Here is a 14,154-nt window from a genome sequence, read left to right as displayed (position 1 = left end):
GATCATGAGGTCGGGGTTGGCAGCCAGAGCCTGAACCGCGCCCCGCCCAACGGCGAACTTTCCACCGTCAACGTCCCGCCCTGCGCTTCCAGCGCCCGCCGGCTGATCGCCAGTCCCAGGCCAAACCCGCCGGTCGCCCGGTCGCGGCTGCGATCCAGTCGATAGAACGGCTCGAAAATCCGCTCCCGCTCGTCTTCCGGTATGCCGATGCCATCGTCATCCACCCAGATTTCACAGCCCTTCGGGCAAACCTGCACGCCAATCTGAATGCGTTTTTCGCAGTAGCGCATGGCGTTGCGCAGCAGGTTCTGAATCGCACGGGCCGTCAGGCGCGGGTCGAGGGAGAAGCGTTCCAGCTGATTGTGCAGCAGTACATCGATGACGATTTCCGGGGATTCCAGTTCTTCGTCGACGCTGCCCAGAATACTGTCGATGAACTCGTCCAGCGACACTTCGACCTGCTCCGGCAACTTCGCCGGATTCTGCAGGCGGCTGTAGGACAGCAACTCCAGCACCAATTCATCGAGTTCGCGAATGTGCGCGACCAGCCCTTGCAGGCGTTCGCGACTGGCTTGCGGCAGATCATCGGACAGCGCCAGCGCCAGGCCGAAGTCCAGGCGGGTCAGTGGCGTGCGCAGTTCGTGGGACACCGCGTTGAGCAGATCCCGTTGCTGGTTGAGCAGGTTTTCGATATCGCCGGCCATGGTGTCGAACACATTGGCCAGACTGCCGATGTTGGAGCTTGCGCCAATCTGGGTACGCTCGCTCAAATGGCCCTTGCCGAAACGTTCGGCCGTGCCCTTGAGGCGTTCCAGATCGCGCCAGTGCGGACGAAACCAGAGCAACAGGCACGCCAGCAGACTCGCGCCGATCAGCACGTTGATGCTCCAGTACAACAGATTCACGTCCATCGGATCCGGCGGCACCACCATCTGCACCGCCATTTCGTCGTTCAGCGGCGTGACCGCCAGCGTGCGCCAGCCCCAGTCGCCTACCCGCACCATGTTCTCGCCTCGCCGCAGACGTTCTTTCTCGATGTCGGTGAAGCCGGCGTCATCGATACGGGCGAGCACGATGTGCAGCGGCTGGAAATCCTTGTCCATCGATGCCGCGAGCGCCGGCCACTGATCCTGCGGCACCGCGCGAAACTGCTTGGTGATCAGCGATTGCAGGCCACGGGAATAGTCGAGGTTGTAGGTGACGAATCGCTGCTTGAACGCCATCACCACCAGGTCCGGCACCAGATAGATCGCCGCGCTGTAGGAAACGATCGTCACCAGATAGAGGCGAAACAGGATTCTGAACATCGAATCAGCATTCCCACTCGGAACGGCTGAACAGATACCCCTTGCCCCACACGGTCTTGATCTTGCGCGCTTCCCCGGCGTGATCATCGAACTTGCGTCGCAGCTTGGAAATCGCCACATCCACCGAGCGGTCGGTGCCGTTGAATTCGATGCCGCGCAGGCGTTGCAGGATCTGGTCGCGGCTCAGCACTTCACCGGCATGACGGGCCAGCACCACCAGCAGATTGTATTCACCGCTGGACAGCTCGACCGGTTGCTCGCGCCAGGTCACCGTGCGTTCCGACAGGTCGATGCACAGGTTGCCCATCAGGATTCGGTCGTTGGCGGTCATCGGCTCGCCGAGGCTGCTGCGCCGCAGCAAGGTGCGCACCCGCGCCAGCAGGACGCGCGGCTCACAGGGCTTGGTGACGTAATCGTCGGCGCCCATTTCCAGGCCCAGCACCTGATCGTGGCTGTCGTCGCGGGCGGTGAGCATCAGGATCGGCAGTGTTGCCGAGTCGGCGCGCAACAGCCGACAGACCTGCAAACCGTCGAGGCCGGGCAGCATCAGGTCGAGAATCACCAGATCCGGAGGATTGAGCCGCGCCCGTTCGCGCACATGGTCGCCACGGCCGATCACGCTGACGGAGTAACCGTTGCGCTCCAGGTAGCTGGAAATCAGTTCGGCGAGGGCGGTGTCGTCTTCGACCAGAAGAATGTTGGGCATTGAGGTGATCCAGAACAGGCGGTGGCGACTGCTGTGTCGCAATAAATTTCAAGGCCTAAAGGATATACGCCCTCACTCGTCCCTGAGCAAAACCCTTACACAATTTCACACAGCGCCTACAAAGCTTCACCGCTACCCTCGGCGACTGTCCGTAGGATGCGCAGATCAATATTGGGGGTTGTACATGTCGAAGAATCTGCTGGCCGGGCTCGGCCTGATCGCATTGGCGCTGACGCTGAGTGCCTGTGATAAATCCTCGAACGCCGAGGAACAGGCGCCGCCGGCCACCGTGCGGATCGAAACCCTTGAGGCGCGCCCCCTGTCGATCAGCAGCGAACTGAGCGGGCGGATTGCCGCGCCGCGCATCGCCGAAGTCCGTGCCCGGGTTGCCGGCGTCGTGCTGCAACGCACCTACCGCGAAGGCAGCGACGTGAAAAAAGGCGACGTGCTGTTCCGCATCGACCCGGCACCGTTCAAGGCCGACCTCGATAGCGCCGAAGCGGCCCTGCGCAAGGCCGAGGCCAACGCATTCCAGGCGAAGTTGCAGGAACAGCGCTACGCCCAGTTGATCGACGACAAGGCCATCAGCGCTCAGGACTACGACAACGCCCGCGCCAACGCCCGGCAGACTGCCGCCGACGTGGCCGCCAACAAGGCTGCCGTCGAGCGCGCGAAGCTGAATCTGGGTTACGCCACCGTCACCGCGCCGATCTCCGGGCGCGTCGGCCGCGCTCTGGTCACCGAAGGCGCGCTGGTCGGCCAGAACGAAACCACGCCCATGGCGCTGATCCAGCAACTGAACCCGATCCACGCCGACCTGACCCAGTCGACCCGCGAACTCAACGAATTGCGCCGGTCCTTCCGTTCCGGCCAGTTGCAGCAGGTCGGTCAGGATCAGGTCAAGGCCACGCTGATTCAGGACGACGGCAGCCTCTATCCGTTACCGGGCAAACTGCTGTTCAGCGACATCACGGTCGATCCGGGCACCGGTCAGATCATCCTGCGCAGCGAGTTCCCCAACCCGGATCTCGATCTGTTGCCCGGCAGCTACGTTCGCGTGCGTCTGGAACAAGGCGTGATTCAACACGGCCTCACCGTGCCGCAACGCGCGGTGCAGCGCGACAGCGCCGGTGTGGCGCAAGTGCTGACCGTCGACGATCAGATGCGCGTCGCCCAGCAGCCAGTGCAACTGGGCGCGGTGCAAAACGACCGCTGGATCGTCACCGGTGGCCTGAAGGCCGGCGACCGCATTGTCATCGAAGGTCTGCAACACGCCCGTCCGGGCGAAGTGGTGCAGATCGACGACACCCCTCTTCCACTTGCCCAGACCTCTGGTCAGTAAGCAGGACGCTCTTCTATGCCGCAGTTCTTTATCGACCGCCCGGTGTTCGCCTGGGTCGTCGCGTTGTTCATCCTGTTGGCCGGTGCGCTGGCCATCCCGCAATTGCCGGTGGCGCAATACCCCGACGTCGCGCCGCCGCAGATCGAAATCTATGCCGTGTACCCGGGCGCCTCGGCGCAGACCGTCGACGAGAGCGTGGTCAGCCTGATCGAGGAAGAGCTCAACGGCGCCGATCACCTGCTGTATTTCGAATCCCAGAGCAGCCTCGGCAGCGCCACGATCAAGGCCACTTTCCAGCCGGGCACCAACCCGGAACTGGCGCAGGTTGACGTGCAAAACCGCCTCAAAGTGGTCGAGTCGCGCCTGCCGCAAGCGGTCAATCAGCAAGGCTTGCAGGTGGAGAAAGTCTCCGCCGGTTTCCTGCTGCTGATCACCCTCACCTCCAGCGACGGCAAGCTCGATGACGTAGCGCTCAGCGATTATCTGGCGCGTAACGTGATGAACGAGATCAAGCGCATCGACGGCGTCGGCAAGGCCCAGCTGTATGGCGCCGAGCGGGCGATGCGGATCTGGGTCGATCCGCAGAAGCTGATCGGTTTTAACCTGACGCCAGCTGATGTCAACGCCGCCATCGTCGCGCAGAACGCCCAGGTCTCGGCGGGCAGCATCGGCGATCTGCCGAACCCGAGCACTCAGGAAATCACCGCGACGATTCTGGTCAAGGGTCAGCTTTCGACGCCGGAAGAGTTTGCCGACATCGTGCTCAAGGCCAATCCGGACGGCTCCACGGTACGCATCAAGGATGTGGCGCGGGTCGAGATCGGCAGCCAGGAATACCAGTTCGGCACCCGTCTGAACGGCAAGCCGTCCACCGCCGTCGGCGTGCAACTGTCGCCGGGCGCCAACGCCCTCAGCACCGCGACTTTGATCCGCGCCAAAATGGATGAATTGTCGCGCTACTTCCCTGCCGGCGTGGAATACAAGATTCCCTACGACACCTCGCCATTCGTGAAGGTCTCGATCACCAAAGTGGTCTACACCCTCGGCGAGGCGATGTTGCTGGTGTTTGCGGTGATGTTCCTGTTCCTGCAGAACATCCGCTACACCCTGATCCCGACGCTGGTGGTGCCGGTGGCGCTGATGGGCACCTTCGCGACCATGCTGGCGCTGGGGTTCTCGATCAACGTGCTGACCATGTTCGGCATGGTGCTGGCCATCGGCATTCTGGTGGACGATGCCATCGTGGTGGTGGAGAACGTCGAGCGGATAATGGCCACCGAAGGTTTGTCGCCGAAAGAGGCGACACGCAAGGCGATGACCCAGATCACCGGCGCGATCATCGGCATCACGCTGGTGCTGGTGGCGGTGTTTATTCCGATGGCGTTCATGCAGGGGTCGGTGGGCGTTATCTATCGCCAGTTCTCGTTGTCGATGGCCACCTCGATCCTGTTCTCGGCGTTCCTCGCCCTGACCTTGACCCCGGCACTGTGCGCAACACTGCTCAAGCCGATTGCCAAGGGCGAACACCACGAGAAAACCGGGTTCTTCGGCTGGTTCAACCGCCGCTTCGAACAACTGACCAATCGCTATCAGGGCTGGGTCGGTTACGCGCTGAAACGCACCGGGCGTTATCTGCTGATCTACGTTGTGCTGCTGGTGGGTCTGGGTCTGTGCTTCGCGCGCCTGCCCTCCTCGTTCCTGCCGGTCGAGGATCAGGGTTACACCATCACCGACATTCAACTGCCACCCGGCGCGAGCAAGAACCGCACGGTGCAGGTGGTCGAGCAGATCGAAGCGCACAACGCCGGCGAACCGGGCGTCGGCGACAGCACCGTGATTCTCGGTTTCAGTTTCTCTGGCAGCGGGCAGAACGCCGCGCTGGCGTTCACCACACTCAAGGACTGGTCGCATCGCGGCAGCGATGACTCGGCAAGTTCGATTGCCGACCGCGCCAACATCGCCCTCAGTCAGATCAAGGACGCCGTAGCCTTCGCCGTGCTGCCGCCGCCGGTGGACGGTCTCGGCACGTCCAGCGGCTTCGAGTTCCGCTTGCAGGATCGCGGTGGCCTGGGTCATGCGACCTTGATGGAAGCGCGCACGCAGTTGCTCGCCGCTGCCGAGAAAAGCCCGATCCTGATGAACGTCCGTGAAAGCGCGCTGGCCGAAGCGCCGCAGGTGCAACTGGAAGTGGACCGCAAGCAGGCCAATGCACTTGGGATTTCGTTCGCCGACGTCGGCAACGTGCTGTCCACTGCCATTGGCTCTTCGTACGTCAACGACTTCCCCAATCAGGGGCGGATGCAACGAGTTGTTGTCCAAGCTGAAGGCGATCGCCGCAGTCAGGTCGATGACCTGCTGAAAATGCACGTGCGCAATGACGCCGGGAAAATGGTGCCACTGTCGGCGTTTGTCAAAGCCACGTGGACTCAGGGCCCGGCGCAGCTGACCCGCTACAACGGCTACCCGGCGATCTCGATTTCCGGTGAGCCGAAACCCGGCCACAGCACCGGCGAAGCCATGGCGGAGATCGAACGGCTGGTGGCTCAGGGGCCGAAAGGCCTGGGTCAGGAATGGACCGGTCTGTCGCTGCAGGAACGTTTGTCCGGCAGTCAGGCGCCGATTCTGCTCGGGCTGTCGCTGCTGATCGTGTTCCTGTGTCTGGCGGCGTTGTACGAGAGCTGGTCGATTCCGACGTCTGTGTTGCTCGTTGTGCCGCTGGGTGTGCTCGGCGCGGTACTGGCGGTGACTTTGCGCGGGATGCCTAACGATGTGTTCTTCAAGGTCGGCCTGATCACCATCATCGGCCTGTCGGCGAAAAACGCGATCCTGATCATCGAGTTTGCCAAGAGCCTGTACGACGAAGGTCATGACTTGATTGACGCCACGTTGCAAGCCGCGCGTCTGCGGTTGCGGCCGATTGTCATGACTTCGCTGGCGTTCATTCTGGGCGTGGTGCCGCTGGCGATTGCCACCGGCGCGAGCTCGGCGAGTCAGCAGGCGATTGGTACCGGGGTGATTGGCGGGATGATTACGGCGACATTGGCGGTGATATTTGTGCCGGTGTTCTTTGTGGTCGTGGTTAAAGCGGTAGCCCGATGGGCCAGCAAGAAATGAAACTTCGCGATAAGCCGATCGGTTTTTACACCTGTCAAAGTTGACAGGTTCGCCAATGACTCCAAGCCCTTAGGCTAGCTCCTGTCACGTTTGACTTACCGGTTTGACTTGAATCAGGAGCTACTCATGACGAATGTAAAGGGCAATGCAGATGGCACATTTACAGCCGACACAAGCGATCCCGAACTCCTAAAGTTTGTTGCAGAAGAAATGTTCTACTCAACGGGTAATGGACGCTCCGTGCAAGGGAGAGCCTCATTGCCGGACTGGCCGAATGAACACAGAAACATTTCCCTGACATTCGTGAATGAGGGCGACATCTACAACCAGACCTTCGATTTCGCCGATGCTGATCGCCAGGCGTCAGCCAGCTGGTGGAAAAGTACTTCAGGCTCTGGCGAAGCGCCTTTCTTTGCGCAAAGCGGTAAAGTCACCGTTACCGTGAGCGCCGCCACCGATGAAGCCAAGGCAACATTCAACTTTGTAGCCGTGTCGCAGAACGGAAAAGAGCACGTAACCGTTAAAGGGGAACTTGATCTGGTGCCCAACGACCAAGGGAGTGCCGAGCCATGAGTGCTGCACAACCAATGTCTGAAGGCACTTTGACCGCTGATGTCGATGGTCTGGAGCCGCCGGTAAAGGATAGCTACGCAGCAGAAACAGTCCACCTCACGGCGCAGTACGATGTTCTATTCAAACAACAGGCCTGGACGGCAAGGGGAGAATGGTGGATTGATGGCCCGAGTCGTCCTCGACGGAGTCTGAGTATTGTTCTGAATGTGGCGCAAACCGCCAGTTTGAATACCACCTACGACTTGAATACGGATGTCAGTCTGGTCAGAGCCGTTTTCGTGGAAATGCTCGCGATTGGCATTGATCCTTTCTACGAAGCGACGCAAGGCAAAGTCACTTTTTCCAGCTTCCCTACTGCCGGTTCGGACAAGGGACAAATAAAAGCCGACTTCGAGTTTATTGGCCAGAACGGGGACCCCGTTCCAAAAACGGTGACAGTCTCCAAAGGCACGCTTCATATCCAGAATTGATCCCGCTACGCGTCCGTCCTTCTGAAACGAAAAAACCTTGAGCGCCTGTCGACGAAGACAGAATCTCAAGGTTTTTTTGTTCGAAGTCCCCCGCACCAGCCAGAACCCACACCCATGCTATGGTTTGCTCGACACCGTCAACAAAGAGCCGCCCATGCGCTTTCTTGCCCGCACCCACCCTCGCCTCTCCGCCGCCGCCCTGTTCGGCCTTGCCGTCGGTCTGCTGGTCCCCGCCGACTCCGTCATCAGCAAAATCCTCATCGGCTGGAACGCCGGGGTCTGGACCTACCTCGCCCTGATGCTCTGGCTCACCGCACGGGCCAAGGCTCCGGACGTCAAGCAGATCGCCGTCGTCGAAGATGAAAACGCCGGGCTGGTGCTGTTCGTGGTGTGTATTGCGGCGCTGGCCAGTCTGGCGGCCATCACCCTGGAACTTGTCGGAAGCAAGGATCTGGATACCCACCACAAATTGATGCACTACGGTTTTACCGCACTGACGGTGATTGGCTCATGGCTACTGATCGGGGTCATTTTCTGCGTTCACTACGCCCGGCTGTTTTACACCTGGGACGGCAAGGAACCGGCGCTGCGCTTCGCCGAAGGCCTGACGACGCCCAACTATTGGGACTTTCTGTACTTCTCGTTCACCATTGGCGTGGCGGTGCAGACCGCGGACGTTGGCGTGGCCACGCGGGAGATACGCAAGATCGTGCTGGCGCAGTCGCTGATCGGTTTCGTATTCAATACGGCGATTCTGGGCTTCTCGATCAACATCGCCGCGGGGCTCTTCGGCTGAGCGCACAAAAAAACGCCCCGGCATCGCTGCACGGGGCGTTTGTTGTTTCAGCGCATCAGAAGAAGTAACTGACTCGCAGACTGCCACTCCAGTCCTGGTTGACGGTGTTGCCCTTGCTGCCGCCAACCTGACCGGAAACCTGCCAGTTGCGCTGCGCCGGTGTCCACTTCAGACCTGCGCCATATTCGACCCCGCTGCTGGCGCGATCATCATCGAAGCTGTCATCGTTGATCTTGACCCGGTTGGCTTTGACAAATTCATGATTGGCCCCCAGCGACAGACTCGGCTCAAGCACACTGCCGTTTTCAAGCGCAATGACTCGGCCGCCCCTTACACCGATATTGCCCTGGAGCGAACGCATGGTGTCGGCTTCGACTTCAAGGCCGTTGTCCAGGCGATAGTTGTCGCTCTGGGTCACGCCGGTCGATACCCGGACCTGTGGCTCGATAAACCAGTTGTCCTTCAAACGAATGTGCTTGCCCACAGCCACCGAACCGCTGGCGCCCAAAGCCTTGTAATCGCCTTTGGCCCGCGTGCCGTCGCTCATGGTGACCTTGGCCTTGTTGTCGAACTGGTTGATCTTGGCCATGACGTTGACGAACACACCACTTTCAACATCGTAGGTGCTGCCATAGACGCCGGCATTCAGACTGTCGACCGTTGCGCTGGAGCCATATTTGAGGTCCATATTGGTGCGACTGGCCCCCACGAAACCACCGATGACCCACGCACGGCCAGCGATGTCCACCGTCGTATCGGCACCACCGGTGATGCCGTTCTGGTTTTGGGTGTAGCCGTCGCCGTAGGCATTTTTGACGTTGTATTGATTGCCATACGTACGCACCCAGACACTGTTGCTCAGTTTTGTGGTGTCACTGTCGTTGGCTGCACGAAGCGAAGCATCGGGTTGGAGGCTCAATCCACGATCACCGATCTGGTCGCTGAGCATGTTCATTTCCGCATTCAATACACTGCGGGCACTGCCGGCCAAAGCCAAGGCGGTGTTGGTCGAGGTGCTGACGGTTTCCTTGTCCGGGGTGAGGTACAGGCCCTGCCCTTCCCTGGTCAGTCGATAGACGAACGTACCGGCATCCACCGTTTGACGATTGGCCAACGCAAAACTGCCATCGCCCTCCTTGATGTTGCCGACCTTTACTGCATCCGCAGTGACCGGTGTAGTACCCGTTGCCGAGATCAGCAATTGGTGATGCCCGGTGGCATTGTCCGCCTCAATGAAATCAGTATTGCCATTACCCAGGTCGGTCCCCATCACGAAGGTGCCGTTACCCGTGAGATTGCCGACTTTCAGATGCAGAAACTGCTCGTTCGTGCCCATCTGCACGACACCGTTGTTCATGCCCAGTTGCTGCACGGTGCTGTCAACGGTCATGACCCACTGTGCAGCATTGTTGATGGCCAGTTTGCCCGAGTTGTTGATCTGGCCGGTGAGCACTGAACCGTTGTCCAGCAGGACACTGCCATTGGTGTCGGTGGTGACGTTGCCGGTCAGCCGGCTGGAATTGTTCAGCGAGAGGCTGGCGACATTGTCGACGTTGCCGTTGATGGCCGAGCCGTTGTCCAGGCTGACGGTGGCCGCAGTTCCCGCGACGGCCTCCACGTTGCCGTTCAAGGTAGCGCCGGTGTCGAACCGGGACTGGGTGACGTTCTGCAAATTGCCGTTGAGCGTGGCGCCGTTCTTCATCAGCAATGCAACCGTGCTGCCGGTTTCGGCAATCACATGACCTCTCAGGGTACTGCCATCGACATTGAAGTTGGCGGTGGAGCGGTTGATTGCCTTCAACACCGAGCCATCGCCGCCGACAAGCTCGGAGTTGCCACTGACATTGATGTTGGCGACAGTCCCGGCACTCCCGGAGGAGCCCAGCACGATGGCCGACCCCGTGCCTCCGGTCACACGAGTGTTGTTGAGCGTCACGGTGCTGGCGTTGACGCCCGTGTTGTCCGTCACGATTTGCAGGCCGTCCTGTGCACCGGTAATCGTGCTGCCCGTCGCCGATAGCGTTGCACCGCCCAATTGCACACCGTAACTGGTGGCGCCGGTGCCGACGACTGTCGAGTCCGTAAGATTCAGCACAGCGAAACCAACCGCGCTCGCACCGCCAGGAACACCGGTGATGAAGCTATTGCCCGTGACGGTTGCAGAGGACGATGCAGGGGTGTTGATGTTGCGTCCCAGCACAAGCCCGAAACTGTTGGTACTGGTGAGAGTGCTGTTATCGATTGTGGCAGAGCTGTCGCTAAGGGCCAGCGCCCCCCTGCCGGTCGAACTGTTAACCGTTGCACCCGACAAAGTCAGCCTGGAAGCATCACGTGCGTCGATACGCTGGCTTTGACCACCATTGAACACAACGTTGGCCGCTTGCGAAGTAATAGAAAGGGTGTCTGCGTTGTTGATTGTCAGAGTTCCGCCCTGGGAGACCGTCCAGGCTTCTGGTGCCGGGGGATTGGTGACTGTCTCGCTCTCTCCGGGGTTCAGTATTCGAGCTTGCGTATTTGAGGCACTGAAAACAATCGCAGCAAACAAAAAGCTGTTAGTTACAAAAGGGTTAAAACGAAAAGGTATGGTCATGAAAACTCCGAACCGCGAACAAAATTAAAAGCGATTTTTCTGACAATCAGTCAAAGAAACGCCGCAAAAAACGTCCGACAGACTAATCAGCAATCTCCTTGCGGGATGTAGGAATAATCCTCAATTCAGTAGGAATTATCTGCAAAGAGAAACGGAAACCTGACTCTCACCCTCAGAAAGCAATCAATATCGCGGGAGAGACGAATCTCTCCCGCGATAAACTTCCCTCAAGCCCCAACCATCACGTAGCCGGCACAGGAGTTCGGTCGCAGTACTCTGCGCTCGAAGTAATAGTGTCGAGTTTTTTGATGAGTTCAATCGATGTTTGAACCCCACCGATGTTTGCGGTGTACCACAACTTGATCCAGGCAACTGCACTCTGTTTAGGCTGTGCGAGCTTGAAGATTGCAGCAGTACCAACGCTTGCAACATCAGGGGTACCAGCAGCCTGGATCGTGTACGGCTGGGAGTCCTCCGTACCGGGAATCAAGGCCGTTGCCGTCGCATTACTGTGTGCTTCCATGTGCACAGTGATGACAGTGTCCGCCGGCAGATTGACGGCATCCTTGGGGATGCCGAGTGCCAACGTCCAGTTAGTGGCGGCATTGTTCATCGCGAAACAGTCACACTGGTCTTTTAGCGGATTACGAATCCGGATGGTTGGTTGCAGCAAGTCGATTTTCTTGCCACTGACCGCTACATCTTGTGAGGGAGAACTGACAACGTTTTTATCAATACCGGTTTTCTGACGTGTCCAGTGGGCTTTCACGGTTGGCGTTGGCAAGGCGCCAATGGTAGTTGCCGGGACGGGGACGCTGAACGTCGTCATGTCTGCGAATGGTGAAACTTCACCGACATACTTGCCATCCAGATAGAACTTGGCCGTTTCAGTCGAGTTCAGGGGTGGGTCCGCAAGTGCCAACTTCACTTCAATTTTACCCGGTTTATCACGATCCCCCGGTTGTAAGGTGTTGGGTACATTGGAAGCACCCGTAGTCACTGGCAAGGCAAACGCCGGGTTCACCAGTTCAGGCAACTCCGGATACAGCCCCCCTGCTGGATAAAGATCTGCCCAGAAGAACAACTCCGGAGAGGGGAACGTATTAGTGCCACGAACAACCTCGGCCCAGATCTTGAATTCCGAAGCCTCTTCGTACGCACCGAAAAGGTCTGCGAAAAATCCTGTATAGGGCAAGGAGAACGGTACGTCCGCATTCGTGATAGCCACCGGGCCCAGCATCTTGAAATTTGTAGGGTCTGAGGCGTCTTCGATGTACACCTGGACCTGGTCGCCCGGTTCCAGATTATCGATGAACGCACGTTCAACGATCGCGGAAATAGGCTCTTCAGTGCCATCAGCCTTGAGGAAGTTATCCAGGTAGATCGTCGTGTTGGCATTGGGATCAGTGGCCGGCACCAACGGGGCTTTGTGCAAAACCGGATCCAGCGCGAGCCCAAGTGTCAACAAGGCTGTGGGGGTGGAACTGGCGCTTCTGTTCCCAGCATGGTCGGTCCAGAAGAAGTGAGCCATCACCCGCCCGTTCCTGTGTTTTCGCAGTTCGGTATTAGGTACCTTAATAGCGCCTGAGGCCGGGACGACATCATCAAATACAACGGTATCCACGATGTTCGGAGCCACACCCGACACGAGATGGAGTTCCAGCTCGTCATCAGCTCGACGATTCGGATAGGCAACGCCGAAAACCAGTTCCAGAAACTCGTTGAGGCGGTCATTCATCCAGGCTTCGTTGACGAGCCGTTGCGCATCGCCCGGTGCATTGGTGAACGTGGCGTTAGGGGTTGGCGTAGTCAGTCGTTTGGTGGGGAACTTGAGGCCGTAAGGTGCATTGTCATCCCTGACTATCGTTAATACGTTCGAAGGGTCATCGTTGCCCGCCCCATCCCTGTAAACCAGTGCTTGTACTTCGTATGAAGTAGGACCCGCAGGCTGAGCCAGTTCTGGTAACAAATTTACGGGCACTTTAATCAGGAACGGATCGGGACGGGTTGCAACTGGCCCCAGCGGGATCGCGCTCATTATCATGTCAAGCGCTTGGCCAACGACCGCTGCATAAACATCCACTTCATCGCCGTCTAATGGTTGTGCAAAAGCAGCTAATTTAAATGTAATGAATCCAGTATCCACCTGAGTCTTTTCAATGTAATTGTCTGCAACGGTATCCACCGTAATCGCCGTCGCATAAATACCATTCACGCTCGGACCCAGCTTTGGTGGATTTTCTCTTGCTTTAAACGTTACTTGCTGTTGAGCAGTCATTTGCATTTCTCCTTCATTGAACCCGGACGGGCTACTTTGACCAGGTGTTACCTGATCGATCTTCACAAGTGATTTTTCTGATTCGGCAATGAGCCGGCCACCGCGCAACAATTGACAGACAGCAGTTGCGGAATCGTTATCGAACAGCGGGAGTATATGTTTCGGATACGGCACAACATGATCGAAACCATTGGCTATTTCGTTCGCAGAGAGCGGTTTATCCCAACTGCCATAAGTACCGGCCACCTCCGCCCCACTGCCATTCAAGGACGAATATCCTCGCCATGTAATTTTTGCGATGTCACCGGGAACAGCGATGTTATTGAAATCTGGAATTCTGACCGTTGCGCCGCTGGTCAAGGGAGGCTTGGTGTTATTGTTCAGATATCCCCAAAGCGTCGCATGAACAAACCAGGGTAACCGCAGTTTTATAGGTGGTGTGTGATCGATAGTGAGTTGCCGTTCCGGTGAAAGATCATCAGTGCCACCAGAGCCTTTCCATATCTTGTAATAGAGAAATGCAATGCCGTCCGCCGCCAGGTGCTGAGGCGTCAAATCGAAATAAAGAAAAGGAACATTCAGGGGGGCAGGATAAAAGACATCATAAAGTATTTGTTCTACACCGTTCCGACGCAAGATCACCAACAGGTTGTCGTTGGGTTCTGGTAGTAACCAGTACGGAATAGCAATCCGAGTTCCCTTTTGCAAAATCTTGCGAGGAACATGACCTGCCAGATCACTATCGTCGATCCCCTCTACTGAAAGCGGCAATGCCAAGACGCCTACGGGCGTACCGGGGGCTTGACTGGGTAGCATCGAAGTCATTTTCCATCTCCGATTCATACGAGACGTTCGTGAGGTACAGGCACTTTGTTCTGCAGTTTTGTAGAGAAAATTAGGCGCCTCCATAGAGAATTTTCCTACTGTCAGATCTGACAGGTATTGCTACCGTCTGTCGGACTTATCCAGCGCCTACCC

At 58.1% G+C, this 14,154-nt stretch carries 9 protein-coding genes; 5 read left to right on the top strand and 4 right to left on the bottom strand.

Annotation, left to right across the window (positions count from 1 at the left end):
• Positions 1 to 2: 2 nt before the first annotated feature.
• Positions 3 to 1,307 (bottom strand): ATP-binding protein, encoded by a 1,305-nt coding sequence (locus AC1RT4_RS04550; protein ID WP_493083831.1) that lies wholly within the window; start codon positions 1,305 to 1,307, stop codon positions 3 to 5.
• Positions 1,308 to 1,311: 4 nt separating this feature from the next.
• On the bottom strand, positions 1,312 to 2,013 hold the full coding sequence (locus AC1RT4_RS04545) for a response regulator (protein WP_007960391.1): 702 nt from the start codon (positions 2,011 to 2,013) through the stop codon (positions 1,312 to 1,314).
• A gap of 184 nt (positions 2,014 to 2,197) precedes the next feature.
• Between AC1RT4_RS04545 and AC1RT4_RS04540 the strand changes: the two genes are divergently transcribed.
• The 5 genes from AC1RT4_RS04540 (at position 2,198) to AC1RT4_RS04520 (ending at position 8,308) form a co-directional block, all read left to right on the top strand.
• Entirely contained in the window at positions 2,198 to 3,355 is a 1,158-nt protein-coding gene (locus AC1RT4_RS04540) for an efflux RND transporter periplasmic adaptor subunit (RefSeq protein WP_493083829.1), read from the top strand.
• A gap of 15 nt (positions 3,356 to 3,370) precedes the next feature.
• Positions 3,371 to 6,469: a multidrug efflux RND transporter permease subunit gene (locus tag AC1RT4_RS04535; protein WP_493083827.1), complete on the top strand. Its 3,099-nt coding sequence runs from the start codon at positions 3,371 to 3,373 to the stop codon at positions 6,467 to 6,469.
• Between the two features lie 126 nt (positions 6,470 to 6,595).
• Entirely contained in the window at positions 6,596 to 7,042 is a 447-nt protein-coding gene (locus AC1RT4_RS04530) for a hypothetical protein (RefSeq protein ID WP_493083825.1), read from the top strand.
• Complete coding sequence (locus tag AC1RT4_RS04525) at positions 7,039 to 7,512, top strand: hypothetical protein (protein WP_493083823.1); 474 nt, start codon at positions 7,039 to 7,041, stop codon at positions 7,510 to 7,512. The genes AC1RT4_RS04530 and AC1RT4_RS04525 overlap by 4 nt, the downstream gene beginning before the upstream one ends.
• Positions 7,513 to 7,666: 154 nt before the next feature.
• On the top strand, positions 7,667 to 8,308 hold the full coding sequence (locus tag AC1RT4_RS04520) for a DUF1345 domain-containing protein (protein ID WP_493083821.1): 642 nt from the start codon (positions 7,667 to 7,669) through the stop codon (positions 8,306 to 8,308).
• Between the two features lie 55 nt (positions 8,309 to 8,363).
• Here AC1RT4_RS04520 and AC1RT4_RS04515 read toward each other — a convergent pair whose 3' ends face one another.
• Both AC1RT4_RS04515 and AC1RT4_RS04510 read right to left on the bottom strand, forming a co-directional pair.
• Entirely contained in the window at positions 8,364 to 10,898 is a 2,535-nt protein-coding gene (locus tag AC1RT4_RS04515) for an autotransporter outer membrane beta-barrel domain-containing protein (RefSeq protein ID WP_493083819.1), read from the bottom strand.
• Between the two features lie 241 nt (positions 10,899 to 11,139).
• Positions 11,140 to 14,001, bottom strand: a complete 2,862-nt coding sequence (locus AC1RT4_RS04510; RefSeq protein ID WP_493083817.1) for a hypothetical protein — start codon at positions 13,999 to 14,001, stop codon at positions 11,140 to 11,142.
• Positions 14,002 to 14,154 lie beyond the last annotated feature (153 nt).

It is taken from the genome of Pseudomonas sp. GW821-FHT11D10, from assembly GCF_058808435.1.
Note: the sequence above shows the minus strand (reverse complement) of the source record. Positions and strands in the feature narration are given on the sequence as shown.